Annotated in this window: 12 protein-coding genes and 2 tRNA genes; 7 read left to right on the top strand and 7 right to left on the bottom strand. The window is 38.8% G+C overall.

The genetic code is table 11. From position 1 onward, the window contains the following. Nucleotides 1-71 precede the first annotated feature (71 nt). Nucleotides 72-1,709 carry a S41 family peptidase gene (locus A33Q_RS17375; protein ID WP_009035734.1) on the top strand — a complete coding sequence of 546 codons (1,638 nt, stop codon included), beginning with the start codon at nt 72-74 and terminating at the stop codon, nt 1,707-1,709. Nucleotides 1,710-1,869: 160 nt separating this feature from the next. After that, nucleotides 1,870-2,316, top strand: coding sequence for a VOC family protein (locus A33Q_RS17380; protein ID WP_009035733.1), 447 nt, complete (start codon nt 1,870-1,872; stop codon nt 2,314-2,316). Nucleotides 2,317-2,354: 38 nt separating this feature from the next. Here A33Q_RS17380 and A33Q_RS17385 read toward each other — a convergent pair whose 3' ends face one another. Further along, nucleotides 2,355-4,316, bottom strand: coding sequence for a M1 family metallopeptidase (locus A33Q_RS17385; protein WP_016255479.1), 1,962 nt, complete (start codon nt 4,314-4,316; stop codon nt 2,355-2,357). Between the two features lie 166 nt (nt 4,317-4,482). Here A33Q_RS17385 and A33Q_RS17390 point away from each other — a divergent pair, with 166 nt between their 5' ends. Then, a complete protein-coding gene (locus tag A33Q_RS17390) occupies nt 4,483-6,330 on the top strand; it encodes a TonB-dependent receptor plug domain-containing protein (protein ID WP_009035731.1) in 1,848 nt (615 codons plus the stop codon). Nucleotides 6,331-6,480: 150 nt separating this feature from the next. Here A33Q_RS17390 and A33Q_RS17395 read toward each other — a convergent pair. The 5 genes from A33Q_RS17395 to A33Q_RS17420 all read right to left on the bottom strand — a co-directional run bounded on the left by A33Q_RS17395 (nt 6,481) and on the right by A33Q_RS17420 (nt 11,543). After that, nucleotides 6,481-6,555: transfer RNA gene (locus tag A33Q_RS17395), tRNA-Val, on the bottom strand. A 184-nt stretch (nt 6,556-6,739) separates the two neighbouring features. After that, nucleotides 6,740-6,814: transfer RNA gene (locus tag A33Q_RS17400), tRNA-Val, on the bottom strand. Nucleotides 6,815-6,947: 133 nt separating this feature from the next. Then, nucleotides 6,948-8,492 carry an L-piperidine-6-carboxylate dehydrogenase gene (gene amaB / locus A33Q_RS17405; protein WP_009035441.1) on the bottom strand — a complete coding sequence of 515 codons (1,545 nt, stop codon included), beginning with the start codon at nt 8,490-8,492 and terminating at the stop codon, nt 6,948-6,950. 189 nt (nt 8,493-8,681) lie between these two features. Continuing rightward, entirely contained in the window at nt 8,682-9,707 is a 1,026-nt protein-coding gene (locus A33Q_RS17410; RefSeq protein WP_009035440.1) for a DUF4421 domain-containing protein, read from the bottom strand. Between the two features lie 633 nt (nt 9,708-10,340). After that, nucleotides 10,341-11,543, bottom strand: coding sequence for a pyridoxal phosphate-dependent aminotransferase (locus A33Q_RS17420; protein ID WP_009035439.1), 1,203 nt, complete (start codon nt 11,541-11,543; stop codon nt 10,341-10,343). 128 nt (nt 11,544-11,671) lie between these two features. On the opposite strand from A33Q_RS17420, the gene A33Q_RS17425 reads away from it, so the two are divergent. The 4 genes from A33Q_RS17425 (at nt 11,672) to A33Q_RS17440 (ending at nt 14,490) form a co-directional block, all read left to right on the top strand. Further along, on the top strand, nt 11,672-12,538 hold the full coding sequence (locus A33Q_RS17425; protein ID WP_009035438.1) for a toxin-antitoxin system YwqK family antitoxin: 867 nt from the start codon (nt 11,672-11,674) through the stop codon (nt 12,536-12,538). Between the two features lie 83 nt (nt 12,539-12,621). Continuing rightward, nucleotides 12,622-13,053 carry a MarR family winged helix-turn-helix transcriptional regulator gene (locus A33Q_RS17430; RefSeq protein WP_009035437.1) on the top strand — a complete coding sequence of 144 codons (432 nt, stop codon included), beginning with the start codon at nt 12,622-12,624 and terminating at the stop codon, nt 13,051-13,053. 96 nt (nt 13,054-13,149) lie between these two features. Next, the gene (locus tag A33Q_RS17435; RefSeq protein WP_009035436.1) at nt 13,150-14,154 is read left to right on the top strand and encodes an NAD(P)/FAD-dependent oxidoreductase; all 1,005 of its coding nucleotides are present in this window, start codon (nt 13,150-13,152) and stop codon (nt 14,152-14,154) included. A 15-nt stretch (nt 14,155-14,169) separates the two neighbouring features. Beyond that, a complete protein-coding gene (locus A33Q_RS17440; protein ID WP_009035435.1) occupies nt 14,170-14,490 on the top strand; it encodes a 2Fe-2S iron-sulfur cluster-binding protein in 321 nt (106 codons plus the stop codon). 33 nt (nt 14,491-14,523) lie between these two features. Here A33Q_RS17440 and A33Q_RS17445 read toward each other — a convergent pair whose 3' ends face one another. Further along, nucleotides 14,524-15,843 carry a sensor histidine kinase gene (locus tag A33Q_RS17445; protein ID WP_009035434.1) on the bottom strand — a complete coding sequence of 440 codons (1,320 nt, stop codon included), beginning with the start codon at nt 15,841-15,843 and terminating at the stop codon, nt 14,524-14,526. Nucleotides 15,844-15,845: the final 2 nt, after the last annotated feature.

Below are 15,845 nucleotides of genomic sequence, written 5' to 3' on the forward strand. Positions count from 1 at the left end.
TATTCTGTTAAAACATATATTTGGGCATTACACCCAAAAAGCATCTTTGTTAAAATTAATCGGAGGATAAAGTGAGCGACATAAAAAACACCAAGCAGCAAATCAGGCTACCATTGATTCTGGCTCTTGCTATTTCAGCAGGGATTTGGATAGGGGCTACCTTTGCAGAACCCAAATCAGACCGAAATGACCTGAAAGCAGCCCTGTACAAGCTCCAGGAAATCATCACCTATATCAATAGAGATTATGTAGATTCCGTCAATACCAATGAGCTTGTTGAATTTGGCATACAAAGAATGTTGGAAAAGCTTGATCCACACTCTTCCTATATCCCCGCTAAGGATGCATCCTTGGCAAAATCACAATTAGACGGGGAATTTGATGGAATTGGGGTTGAATTTGGAATCATCCGTGACACCATTTATGTCGTAGCTCCACTGACAGGTGGCCCATCGGAAAAGCTCGGAATACAATCAGGAGATCAGATCATTAAAGTTGACGGCAAAACAGTAGCAGGCACGGGCATCACCAATAGAGACGTTTTTGATTTGTTGAGAGGTCCAAGAAACAGCACAGTTACGATAGATATCAAAAGGAAAAGTGAAAATGATCTTATTTCCTATGACATTGTAAGAGATAAAATTCCACAATACAGTGTAAACGCTTCCTATATGGCAAGCGAAGAAATTGGTTACATTAAAGTAACAAGATTCGCAGCCACTACTCACGAAGAGTTCAAGAAAGCACTAAAAGAGCTTAAAGATCAAGGAATGAAAAAACTCATTCTGGATCTGCAGGGAAATCCTGGAGGCTATATGGGCGCAGCGATCAATATGGCTGATGAGATTTTAGATAACAACGCCTTGATCGTATCACAGGAAGGAAAAATGAGCCGATACAATCAAAAGGCATATGCTGTCAAGCCAGGAGTTTTTGAGGACGGATCCATCATCGTATTGATCAATGAAGGTAGTGCATCTGCTTCTGAGATTCTTGCAGGCGCAGTTCAGGACAATGACAGAGGATTGATTGTAGGTAGAAGAAGCTTTGGCAAGGGACTAGTTCAAATGCCAATTGACCTTTCCGACGGTGCAGAGCTCAGGTTGACAATTGCGAGGTATTACACCCCTTCAGGCAGATCGATCCAAAAACCATATGGAGAAGATGAAGATTACAGTGCCGATTGGAGTTACAGATTCGAGCATGGAGAGTTTTTCTCTGCTGACAGTATCAAGTTCAATGACAGCTTGAGATATGAAACGGTCAGCGGTAGAACGGTGTATGGAGGCGGTGGAATCATGCCGGACTATTTTGTTCCTTTAGATACAACTATGGTCAGCACTTATGTCAACAGACTGATGAATTCTGATGCTTCAAGAGAATATATTCTTGATTATTTGGAAAATAATAAGTCTAAGTTTGATGGAATGAGTTTTGAACAATATTACAAGAATTTTGATATCACGGACAATATGCTCCAGGATCTGATCAAAGTAGGCGAAAAAAATAAAGTAAAATTTATTGAAAAAGACTTTAACAAGTCAAAAGAGTATTTAAAAATTCTTATCAAGGCAAATATGGCTCGAAATGTCTATGATGATAATGCCTTTTACAAAATCATCAATGAAACTGTGAACGAGTCATTTATACAGGCTTTAAACTTATTTGACGAAGCCAATAAAATAGCATTGAGTTCGAAAAAGGAATAAAAAATTGAATTATATGAAATTGAAAAAAGAGGCTGTTTTTGCGAACAGCCTCTTTTTTTGCCCTACCTCCCATCCGACCCAAGGGAACTTCTATAAATAATCACAGAGTTTTGCCTTGAAAAAACCCTATTTTTGAAATATAACAACAACCCTATAACCTATGAAAAAATCCCTGGCAATAGTTTTCCTTATTTTAGGAACAATTTCTTTAAGCAATAAATCTATGGCTCAAGCAAAAATCACTCACATTGCAGTGTATGTAGAAGATATCCAAAGAAGTACTGACTTCTATTCCAAAGTGTTTGAATTTAAAGAACTGGATGAACCCTTCAAAGATGGACTACACGTTTGGTATGACATAGGCAACAACCTTTCTATGCACGTCATACAGGCTCCATGGGAACCAGTGACCATCAATAAAAATAACCACATCTGTTTCAGTGTTCCTGATATGGATGAGTTTATTTCCAAGCTAAACAAACTCAATGTGGAGTTTGGGGATTGGCCAGGAAACAAAGGTGAAATCAATTTGCGACCTGATGGCATAAAGCAGATATACATTCAGGATCCGGATGGTTATTGGATAGAAATCAATGACGAATATTAAATTAAAAGGCTCACTTGTATACTAGTGAGCCTTTTAATTTAATCAGCATATAAACTTGCAGGCCATTTATCATTTCCTGCATTGATATCTGCCATTACTTTGTCAGGATCGATTTCTACTGCCACCACTTTTTTTTCCACCCTCAATAAATGATTCCATTGGTTACCTTTAAACCAAATTTCTACAGGCAGCATCCTTCTTTCTTTTTCACCGTCTTCATAAGTTATTTCCAAAAGCACCGGCATTGGCAATTCACCTTTATTAGACAATGAAACTACATAGTTTGGGCCGTAAGGAAAAACTCCATCTATGGCAATATCAATGTTGGCATTGCTGTAAAACCAGCCTTTCCAAAACCAGTCCAGATTTTCTCCAACTGCATTTTCAAAATGATTGAAAAAGTCAGTAGGCTGAGGATGCTTATATGCCCAAGCATTGATGTAAGACTTGAAAGCTTTGTCAAATCTCTCTTCACCAATAATATACTCCCTTAACATAATCAGACCCAAGGCAGGTTTCATATAAGCAGACATTCCCAAATTATTGGATTGGGTCCTGTCAGGATGAGTAGCAATTGGTTCTCTTTCTTTATTGGTCAGTTGATTGATGTACCTTCTTGTCTGAATAAGGTTATTCGTGTATTCTCCGTCATTAAAAGCCAGGTAACTGTAATAATTGATAAAAGTGTTGAATCCTTCATCCATCCAGGCATGCCTTCTTTCATTGGAACCTACTATCATAGGGAACCAATTGTGCCCAAATTCATGGTCAGTTACTCCCCAAAGAGACGCCCCTTTGGATCTGAAACTACAAAAGTTAAGTCCGGGATATTCCATTCCATTGATTTCAGCTGCCACGTTCACTGCCACAGGATACGGGTATTCATACCACATTTCTGAATAATGCTCCACAGATGCCTTACCGTATTCTGTTGACCTACCCCATGCTTCATCTCCGTCACTTTCTTTTGGATATACAGACTGAGCCATTGCTTTTTTCCCGCTGGGAAGATTAATTCTAGCTGCATCCCAGATAAAGGCCTTGGAAGAAGCAAATGCAACATCCCTTGTATTGTTCATTTTAAAATGCCAGGTTAGACTTCCCTCTTGCTTGGGCCTTGTGCTGGCATAATCCGTAACTTCTTCGGGACTGATGATATACACCCTTTCATCACTCTCCATTGCTTCCTTCATCCTTCTCAGTTGCTCTTTGGTCAGAACCTGACCTGGGTTTACAAGCTCCCCGGATGCCACCACAATATGATCGTAAGGAACCGTGACTTTAAACTCAAAATCACCATAACCTAAATAAAACTCACCTGCCCCCAAGTATGGATCAGTATTCCATCCTGTCACATCATCAAAAACTGCCAATTTTGGATACCATTGTGCCAAGGCGTAGATGTAGCCGTCTTTGACCTTCACCCTTCCCATTCTGTCCATGCCTTTCTCAGGAATCTTATAAGAGAAATCCATTGATATGGTCCCTTTGCCTCCATTTGAAGGAATTGGCTCAGCAAATGTCACTCTCATCCTGGTGTCAGAAATTAAGAATTCTTCTGAAACTGCTTTATTTCTTCCTACAATCTGTGCTTTAAGATTTTCTATTAAATACCCTCCATCTATGTCACCATTGTACCTATTGCCTTGGACAGGGGTGGTTAGTGTTCCTCTTGAGTCCGGGGTAAACCTATTCTGTTCCAAATGAAGCCAAACAAACTCCAAGTCTTCAGGACTGTTATTGGTATAAGCAATAGTAACTTTCCCCTTGATCGTATGGGCTTCCTCATCCAGTTCTACTTCTATTTCATAATCTGATCTATTTTGCCAATAAGATGGTCCGGGTTTTCCTGAAGCAGTTCTGTAAGCAGAACCCTGCCTGTAACCAAACTCCGTAAAAGCCCCGTCTTTGTGGTCTGAAACCTGCTGCCCATATACCATTGAAGAGCAGAGAAACAGGGTAGAAAGTAAGATTTTTTTCAACAAAATAATTCTTCTCATATATTCCATATTTTTTCCAGCTGGCTAAATTAAAGAATGCTTCCTGAAAGAAAAATTCATTTTTCACTACTTGGCGGAACCATTTTCAAAAGATTTTCTAAAAATACAGAATTTGTTTTCCTAGGGGCAATACCAGTAATTTGCTATGCTATAAACCACGTTAAATATGAGAATAATATTTACGCTCATCCTTTTTACTTGCTTTACCCTGAGCATTCATGCTTTTGCAGACCAAGACAGTACATCTGTAAATCTTGGGGAAGTCACTATCCAAGAAAATAGAATTGGAATCCCATTTGATAAAATTTCGAGAAACGTATCTGTTGTAACCAGAAAAGACATTGAAACTACTCCGGCAAGAAGTATTCAAGAGGTTCTTTCGTTTACTCCGGGAGTAGATGTCAGACAAAGAGGGGTAAGTGGCGTTCAGGCTAACATAGGTATTCGCGGAGGGGGATTTGAACAAACTCTAATGCTCATTAATGGAATAAAACTCACTGATCCCCAAACAGGTAACCACATGATGAATATCCCTGTTCCGCTTCAATCTATACAGCGAATAGAGGTATTGAAAGGACCAGGATCAAGAATATTCGGACAAAATGCTTTTGCCGGTGCCATCAATATCATCACGACATTACCAGAGACTAAAAGTCTACAAATCCAAGGCTTTGGTGGAGACTTTGGAATGAGGGGTGGAAGTATAGTGTCTTCACTTCCGGTTGGGAAATACAAACAAACCATATCTGTCTCCCATGATGCTTCTGAAGGACACCAGTACAACAGCGACTTCAAAGTGAGCAATGTTTTCTATGAATCAGGATTCCAGCTAAATGAGAAAAATGAGTTCAATGCGATGTTTGGGTTTTCGGACAGAACCTTTGGAGCAAATGGTTTTTATACAGATATTTTCCCCGACCAGTGGGAAAGTTTACAAACCTACCTATCATCTTTGAGCCATACTTATGACTTCAATAAGCTTTTTGTCCAGACAAGAGCATATTGGAGGAGAAATATTGATGAGTTTAGATTGAGAAGGAATGAGCCTGAGTTTTTTACCAACAACCATATTTCTGATGTCATAGCATTAGAAATAAACGGCTCCTATACTTCGAAATATGGTGTGACAGGCCTTGGAATTGAAGGGAGGCAGGAAAGTATTGACAGCAATAACCTTGGGCAAAGGTCCAGAGAATTTTTAGGAGCTTTTGCAGAACATAGAATTGAATTGGGGAAAAAAACGGATATCAGAGCAGGGGTTTATTCCAATTACTACAGCGAATATGGCTGGAGGCATTTCCCAGGTGCTGAAATCGGATATGAATTAAATGGCAGCAACAGATTATACAGCAATTTTGGAATCAGTTACAGAATCCCATCCTATACGGAACTCTTTTACGAAGACGCCAGCAATACCAGCAATCCGGATTTATCCCCAGAGGAAGCCACCAATTATGAAATAGGCTGGAAGTTTAACAAATCAAGAATTAGAGCTGAATTGGTTTATTTTTACAGATACACCCAAAATCTCATAGACTATACAAGACCTCCAAGTGAACAAAACCCCAATCCAAATCAATGGAGGCCAGGGAATGTAAGTGAGGTTACCTTCAACGGTATTGAGACTGCACTATTTTACAAAGCCGATTGGGGCAATACCAAAGTTCGGCTGAGAGAGTTGTCCTTTAGCTACAACCACATCAATGCAGGCCTGACCCAACCCGAAGGTGTAGTTTCAAGGTTTGCGCTCAACTCCTTAAAAAACCAATTTGTTGCCGGAATCCAGGCATCACTGTTTGAAAAAGCTGAATTAACATTAAAAAGTAGGTACTTGGAAAGAATTGCTTTAGACCCCTATTTTTTGATGGATGTAAGGGTGGATTTCAATAGAATGAAAACTTTCGGGCTTTTTGTGGAAGTTTCCAACCTTACCAATACCGAATACATAGAGGCCGGATTTGTTCAAATGCCGGGAAGATGGGCTAAGGCTGGGTTTTCGGTTAATTTGCACTAAAAAACGTCATTAAAATGAGTAGATTGTGTCAAGTACATTCTTCAGAAAAAAGCTGGTATGACCAACATAAAACCGGTCTCTACATTTTGAGTATAATATGTAAAAATGGCAAAGCATAAACGAAAAAAAGCCTCTTTTAAAGGCCTAATGTGGGAGTTGAGGGATTCGAACCCCCGACCCTCTGCTTGTAAGGCAGATGCTCTGAACCAACTGAGCTAAACTCCCAATATTTTAATCAACTATTATTGATTCGAAACTCCGACTCTTCCGATCATATTCGGAATACTCTGAACCAACTGAGCTAAATTTCTATTATGAATTAAATCTATTCTCACTCAACTTTAACATTCAAAATTAAAACCTGAAATCGCATTAAAGTTTTTGAGAGAAATACAAGATGGATTTTGTGTGGGAGTTGAGGGATTCGAACCCCCGACCCTCTGCTTGTAAGGCAGATGCTCTGAACCAACTGAGCTAAACTCCCGATTGAAATCAACATTTGCTTCTCAAATGGATTGCAAATGTAGAGGATATTTTTTTTGATACAAATCTGAACCATTAAAAATATCCCCGTACAAATTCAATTCATTGAAAATGAAGCCGATATTTTTAAATTATCAAATATCAAATTTGATCCCCTGCGCCAAAGGCAATGCAGTACTATAATTAATCGTATTCGTCTGACGGCGCATATACGCTTTCCAAGAGTCTGAACCAGACTCACGACCTCCTCCGGTTTCTTTCTCTCCACCAAAGGCCCCACCTATCTCCGCACCTGAAGTACCAATGTTTACATTGGCAATACCACAGTCAGATCCGGCTGCTGACAGAAATGCTTCCGCTTCTCTCATATTCATGGTCATAATGGCAGATGACAAACCTTGTGGCACACCATTCTGCATTGCGATTGCGTCTTCCAGCATTTCATATTTCATCAAATACAAAATGGGAGCAAAAGTTTCTTCCTGAACCATCTTGTAGTGATTTTCGGCTTCAATGATACAAGGCTTCACATAGCAACCTGACTCATATCCCTCTCCTTCCAATACTCCTCCCTCGACAAGCACTTTACCACCTTCTTTTTGGGCGGATTCAATAGCCGCTGAATACATCTTAACCGCATCTTTATCGATCAAAGGACCTACATGGTTTTTCTCATCTAGAGGGTTACCTATTACAAGTTTGGAGTACGCATTGGTGAGCCTCATTTTCACTTCCTCATACACTGATCCCTGAACAATCAGCCTTCGCGTTGTAGTGCACCGCTGACCTGCCGTACCAACAGCTCCAAATAGTGCCCCTCGGATAGCAATATCCAAATCCGCATGCTCAGTGATAATGATGGCGTTGTTTCCTCCGAGTTCCAACAAAGACCTGCCCAAGCGGCCCGCAACTTCCTGCGTAACAATTTTTCCCATTCTCGTAGAGCCTGTCGCAGACACCAAAGGAACCCTTTTGTCCTTACTCATCATTTCTCCTACTTTATAATCTCCATTGATTAAGGATAGTATGCCTTCAGGCAGATTATTATTCTGAAGAACTTTGGACACTATCTGCTGACATGCAATGGCAGAAAGCGGAGACTTTTCGGATGGCTTCCAAACACAGACATCCCCACAAACCAATGCGATCATGCTGTTCCAGGACCAAACAGCTACCGGGAAATTAAACGCTGAAATGATTCCTACAATACCCAAGGGATGCCATTGCTCATACATCCTGTGCGAAGGTCTTTCTGAATGCATGGTCAAGCCATACAATTGTCTCGAAAGCCCAACTGCAAAATCACAGATATCTATCATTTCCTGTACCTCACCCAGCCCTTCTTGATAGGATTTACCCATTTCGTAGGAGACCAGCTTTCCCAAGTCTTCCTTATGAGCCCTTAGCGCATCACCAACTTGTCTTACTATTTCTCCTCTATGAGGTGCAGGAGTAGTTCTCCAGGTCATAAAAGCCTCTGTCGCCTTTTTAATGACCAATTCATAGGAATCCCGATCAGTTACCTGAACTTTCCCTATCAGCTTACCATCAGCCGGTGAATACGAGGAAATATATGCTTCTTTACTATCAAGCCATTGAGTTCCCGTTGAGGTACCCTGGTTTTCTTGTTGAACACCTAGCCTTTTTAAAGCATCCTGAATTCCGAATTTGTCAGACATAAATATTTGGGTTATTGATTTTAAAATTAATAATAAATATAGGTATTAAGGTCCGTCCCTTTTGGCCATCCCTTGCTATCCAAAAGATCCTCAACAGATAAAAAAGGAGGAAAACTTTAAGGTTCTGTAAAGCTAGCAATATCTAAAAAGGGCACAAAAACCCAAAGACAAATCCTTCTTCTTTAAAAGTCAAATACCGAGAAGTCCTTTAGGGTCTATGTATCTGAGATAGGGTTTTAGCTTTTTACCCGGCATAAACCTGTAAATAAAATTCACCCGGTAATTTCCAGTCATTATTCTTAATCCTGTATTTCCCACATCCATAAGTCCAATATTGTTATGAACATAGTTGGCATTGATTGACCATTTGGAGGAGTTGTAACCAACAAATCCCCGGAGGAAATAATTATAATTAAACCCCCAATTGACTTCCCTATCGCTATTGTTTTCAAATCCAGAGTACCCAAAATTCCCGTTGATCGAGCCTACTCCTGTAATAAAAAAATGCCTGAAAAGCACCAAGGTTCCGGCATACCCTACATTCGGACCAAACTGAAAATAACTGATAAAAGGTTGGCCGGAAATAATCGAAGCATCAGGAAAGACCAACATCTCTTCTCCTGTCTGTATAATACGTCCTCCATACATCTCAAATCCACCCATAAAACTTCCCGCAGATTTTTTCTGCCAGGCACTTTGTTGAAAAGCAGCTTTCAAAGAAAGATTCTCACCGTTTAAAAGTCTTTGCACATTAGCCCCTATTTTTCTGACACGGAGGTCTTCGGCAAGAAAATTCCCTTCCTGCTGACCAGGAAGATCAAATTTAAACCCTTCCACCCTATAACCTGTATAAAATTGACCAAAGAGATCTATTATCCAGTCTTTCGGATACATGTGGGCCTGTAAATCCAGATATGTTGTCTGCACATCCTGCCTTCCAGGGTTGAGAAAACCAAAGCCAAGAGCCAAGTTTAAAGTGAAATCATTATAAGTCGCACCAATACCTAAATTTAAAGTAGAATTAGGGTCAAATGTGCTATTGACCCTGTCTGCAACTGTGAAAGAAGTGTATTTTCTTGAAGTATAAAACCGAGTGGTCAATAAACCAGGGTAATCTTCATAGTAATCATTTGCCTTCACGTCTTCTTTTTCCTGACCAAATACGCCAATCGAAATCACGATGAAAAACAGAAAAAAATAAAACTCCTTTCCCATACCAATGAAATAAGATTTAGCTAAGAATGTTTGATGAAAGTAATGAAACTAACCCGAGAAAAAAACAAATGGAGGTTAGAAAAAATAACTTTCATAATAACCTCCATTCAAATTACGATAAAATGTGTAGCAGAAAAAGTTGCTTAATCACCCGTGACAAATATATAAAATTAATTTCATTGAATGCAAGAAATCCTACTTGGTATTTTTCGGTTTTTTACTGAAAAATTTACATTGCCAAAAACAGCTCCTGAATTTTAGCCCGATCACAACCCCTAATAACCAACCTATTTTAGCAGTATTTTACCAAAACAAAATCGTTCCTCCTTTAAATAAGTTTCCTGCATATTTTCATAAAACACTGATTAGTTGATTTTTAATACAAAAATGATTTACAGAGAATTACTTTAGGTATTCTGAGTTTCCTTATTTGTAAAAATTACATAAAGAAAAAAATAACTATATGATTAATTAAATGTATAAACATGAATACCCGTAAAATTAAATAATTCTTGAAATAGTTAAATTTTATATTTCCATGAAATGGAAAAATCAAACAAATATTTTGAGTGATTTTTTAATGAAAACAAAAAAGGCGGGAAACCCCGCCTTTCAAATCATTTTTAAATAAATTTACTTGAGTGCCGAGCACGCTTCCTTAATTCTTTTAAGTGCCTCTACCAATTCCTCCTCGGAAGCAGCGTAAGAAAGTCTCACACAGTTAGGCGCACCAAAAGCCGCCCCAGTAACTAGAGATACATTGGCTTTTTCCAAAATGTAAAGGCAAAAGTCATCAGCATTATTAATTTTATAATCTCCGGCTTTTTTACCGAAGAAGGCTGTTACATCAGGGAAGAAATAAAATGCCCCCTCAGGAATATGTGTTTTGATCCCCGGGATATCCTTCAATAGGTTTAATACAAGTTCCCTCCTTTTGAAATATGCTTCTTCCATTTCAGAAGAAGGCGTATGGTCTCCACTTATAGCAGCCAATGCAGCTCTTTGAGCTATCCCAGTACCTCCGGAAGTGAATTGACCTTGCATTTTTTCGCAGGCTTTTGCTATAAATACAGGAGCACAGATATAACCTACTCTCCAACCAGTCATTGCATAGCCCTTCGAAAATCCATTTACAGTAATGGTTCTTTCAAACATCCCTGGAAAAGCTGCAATACTTGCATGCTTACCGGTAAAATTGATCAATTCGTATATTTCGTCTGCTACGACAAATAAACCCTCTTTTTGCTTCACTACATCGGCTATTGCCTCAAGCTCTTCTTTACTAAATACAGATCCTGTCGGATTACATGGAGAAGAATAGATGATTGCTTTGGTTTTATCTGTAATGACCTCTTCAAGCTGTTTTGCAGTCGCTTTGAAATTATTCTCTAAATTACCTTCAATTAAGACAGGTACTCCACCTGCCAGCTTGATAATCTCTGCATAGCTCACCCAATAAGGGGAAAAGATGACTACTTCATCGCCTTCATTCAACATGCACATAAAAATATTTGCTATAGAATGTTTTGCTCCTGTAGAAACAACAATGTTTTCAGCCTTAGCGTCAGCGATATGATTGACTTCTCTTAATTTTTTGGCAATTGCCTCCCTCAGATCCTGATACCCTGCTACAGGAGGGTATGCAAAATATTTGCCTTCATCTATAGCTGATTTTGCAGCTTCCTGTATATGCTTTGGCGTCTTGAAATCGGGCTCCCCCAGACTCAAACTAATAATATCAATTCCCTGCCCTTTGAGCTCTCTTGCTTTTTTGGCCATAGCCAGAGTAGCCGACTCCTCCATTTGATTGATGCGGTCTGATAATATATGGTTCATTTTATGGTTATTTTTAAATTCCGCCAAAAATAAGGATAACAATGATTAATTCTAAGCCTGAAGTAAAATTGATTCTGTCTTTGTAACTTTACGCAAAAATAATTCAAGTCCCTTTTCGTTTTCCCAACATGAAAAGATTCACCCTTCTGATTCTATTCCTTTTAATTACCACCTATTCTTTTGCGCAAAAACAAAAAAAGGAAAAGGAGAAGGAAACTCTTGACCCTGACTCTACAGGTGTAGTTTCAGAAAAACTCCAGCCCACTACGCTTCCCCTTCTACTTTTTGATGACAGTGAAAAGAAAGAAAAAAAGAAAAAGGATAAGAAAAAAAGGAAGAAAAACATCTTCTATGGAGTAAAAACCAAAAAAGGTCGAATTAAAAGTAATTTAAGAAATCAGGTTCAGTATGTGTTTTTCCACTATACTAATGAACCCCGAAAGGCTGATCCTTATATAAGAGACATCTATTGGTTTGATACCAAAGATAAAATGATCAGGTCCAAAGATTTTGACCCAAGTCGGGGATATTTGTTGCATGGTCCTTATGAAAAAGTGATAGACGACAAACTCATTGAGGAGGGGCATTACTTTTTTGGAACAAAACATGGTACCTGGCTATCATTTAATGACAAGCACGTCCTTCAGGACAAGCTGCACTTTTCTGAAGGATGGCCAAAAGATTCCAGGGTAACTTATTATAACCGTGCTGATAATAAAATTGAAAAGCTCACTCCAATAGAATATGAGTTAAAGGAGGGGAATTTCTATCATTTTTACGAAGATGGGCAGGTGGCTGTAACAGGAGAATACCGTTATGGAGAAAAGGTCGGGCTTTGGACAGAATACTGGAACTCCAAAACCAAAGTAGTCCGAAAGAGAGAAATACAATACCAAGAAGTTCCTTTTTCAAAAGGATTCAGACCTTATATCCGTGCTGAATGGGATAAAGAAGGCAATCTCATTTATAGAAAAGACGGGCTCGGTTCAAATTAAGTAACCCTTTTTTCCCTATAGTTTTTATAGACTGTTGTTTTTGCGTAAAAATTCTTAGTATATTTGTCACACTAATTATTGGTATGACACAGGAACAATTCAGTAAGTATTCTTTTTTATTGGACAGGACAGCGAGAAGGGTGAAGCAATATGCTCAGAGAAAATTTAAACTCAGCGATTTTGATATCACTGTAGATCAATGGTTGGTAATGAAAAATCTCTCTGAAAACGAACTTCTCAGCCAATCAGAATTGGCACAATTGGTTTTCAAGGATCAACCTACCCTAACCAGGATTATTGATATCCTTACTAAAAAAGACTACGTCGAAAGACTTCCGCACCCGCAGGACAGGAGGAGTTTTCAGCTGGTTCTTACCGAGCTGGGGAAAGACAAGGTAAAAGAGCTCAAACCCCAAGTAGCTTCTATCAGAGAAAAGGCTTGGGAGAACCTCAATGAATCAGATTTCTTGGAGTTTAAAAGAATATTGAATACCATTTATTCTAACTTGGAGTAAGTTTGGTCAGAAAAGATATTAATTACTTGTCATACTAATTATATTTGCACGAACAATTCGTAATTCGAAAGGTTTTATCAATAAAAATATTAAAACATGATTACTACCGACATTTGTATCATTGGAGCTGGACCAGTTGGTCTGTTTGCAGTTTTTGAAGCAGGTCTTCTGAAGATGCGTTGTCATCTGATTGACTACCTTCCCCAAGTAGGCGGACAGCTTTCGGAGATCTACCCTCAAAAACCCATCTATGACATCCCAGGATACCCAGAGGTCAAAGCTCAAGAGTTGGTAGACAATCTGATGGATCAAATCAAACCTTTCAAACCAACTTTTACGCTCGGAGAAAGAGTAGATCATCTCGCTAAGCAAAGCGACGGCTCTTTTATTGTCACTACCAATGACAAAACACAAGTACATGCTCAAGTTATTGTTATTGCAGGAGGACTTGGGGTATTTGAACCAAGAAAACCCGCCATTGAAAAGTTAGAGCATTTTGAAGGAAAAGGCGTCACCTATATGGTAAAAAATCCCGAAGCATTCAGGGATAAAAAAGTTGTACTTGCAGGTGGAGGTGATTCTGCCTTGGATTGGACGATATACCTTTCGAAGGTAGCGCAGAAAGTCACTCTAGTACATAGAAATGAAACCTTCAGAGGAGCGCCAGACTCTGCAGCTAAGGTATTTGATTTGGCAAACAACGGGAAAATCGACTTGATTCTTTCAGCAAATCTTAAAGAACTTGGTGGAAATGGCCACTTAAATTCTGTAAAGCTGGAAAACAAAAGCAAGGAAGAAATCACCATTGATACGGACTATCTGATACCGCTTTTTGGCTTGAGCCCAAAGCTCGGACCAATTGCAGACTGGGGCTTAAACATAGATAAAAACGCCATTGAGGTAGATACCAGAGATTATTCTACCGGGGTGGAGAGAATTTATGCGATCGGAGATATCAATACCTATCCAGGCAAACTCAAACTGATCCTTTGTGGATTCCACGAAGCAGCTATCATGATGCATTCAGCTTTCAAGTATGTTTATCCTGATCAAAAATTAAGTTTTAAATACACCACAGTAAACGGAGTCAACTCATTTTAATTCACTTTTGATCCAATGGTAAAATTTATTGTAGAGGACCACGATGGCAACCGTCAGGAAATAGAAGCTCCAGACGATATGGGGCTAAGCTTGATGGAAGTATTAAAAGCTTCAGAATACCCTGTCCTGGCCACATGCGGCGGAATGGCCCTTTGTGCCACTTGTCATGTAGAAGTAATCGAAGGAGAAGATGAACTTGGTGAAGCCACTGATCCTGAGCTCGACCAGCTTGAAAATCTTCCTGAATATTTCCCAACCAGTCGCCTGGCTTGCCAAGTGAGAATCAGCCCGCTCCTAGAGGGTGCTGTTATCAGGCTTCGAGGAGAAGATAATTGATAGAAAGGCTTCACAGTAATCCGTGAAGCCTTTTTAACTTTTCGGGAATTTGAAACTTATTTTAGTGCCTTGACCGGTATTTTCAATTCTTAAATCAAGATTTAAATAAAGAGCAATTTTGAACATAATCTGCAAACCAAATCCAGATCTGTCCTTCTCAGCGTCTTTTAGAAAAACTACACCCTGCTTTACCTGCTCCAGGATATGTTCAGGAATTCCACTTCCAGTATCTTCGACTTCAACTGCATAATGACCCTGGACGTATTTTCCTGACAAATGGATTTCACCTCCCTCTTGGGTATACTTGATCGCATTACTAATAGCATTTCTTATCATTATAAGCAACAAAGAATAATTGCAATTCTCATGCTTATAGGGAGTATTTATAATGATGCTCAAACTCACACCTTTATCCTGAGCAATTCCAGACCAATCTTCATACAGCTCTTCAAGAACTTCATGGCAAGCTACTGATTCTGTTTTGATGAATTGCGCATTATTCACTTTAGAAATGAGTAACAATGCATTTACTGTTTTTTTCATCTGGGCTATGGTGGCCTGCATATCCAATAGTTTCCCCATTTGATGATGGTCGAGCCCTTTGATATTGAACATACCCTCGATTTTAGACTGCAATACAGAAATAGGTGTTTTCAGTTCATGTGAGGCATGTGAAATAAATATCCTTTCTTGATTAAAAGCTTTTTGGATTCTTTTCATCATTTCAGTAATGGATTCATCCAAAACCTCAAATTCATTGGTATTTGTCTTCACCTTTTGATATAAAAATTGTTGGGGCTCATTGATTTCAGCCAGCTTTTTTCTGATGATCTGGTGAAAAGGGTTCATGATTTTTTGGGAAAATTTATAGTCTAGCAAAAATGATAATACCAAAAACATCAATGTGATCCCTACAAAAAGCTTAAAGACTATTTCCTTAAAATCATTAATGGATTGTAAACTTTTCCCAATTTCCATCAAGTACGCATTGGATCTAACGCTAAAAGTACTTGCCAATACCCTATAGGAAACGGAAGTTTCATCCAGAATTCGCTCTTCTACAAAAATAGTATCTGAAGCATATTGGAAATCAACTTGTTCTATGAGAATATATTCTTCTTTCAGTAAGTTAAAGCTTCCATATCCGATATCCCTGTTTTCCTCAGAAATAAAACTTTCAATACCTTCTTCTTCAATAATTTTGATGACTTCAGCTTTTTTCTCAATAAGCTGTCTGTCTGTATTCTGTATAGCCAAAAAGTCAATCAAAAAAGGACCTGCTACCAAAAAAATCAATAAAAGTAAGCCTTTGGCTATGAAGTTATAGATCAAAAACTTAACGGAAAGTTTCATCA

It is taken from the genome of Indibacter alkaliphilus LW1 (genome assembly GCF_000295935.2).
In the GTDB taxonomy this organism is placed as follows: domain Bacteria; phylum Bacteroidota; class Bacteroidia; order Cytophagales; family Cyclobacteriaceae; genus Indibacter; species Indibacter alkaliphilus.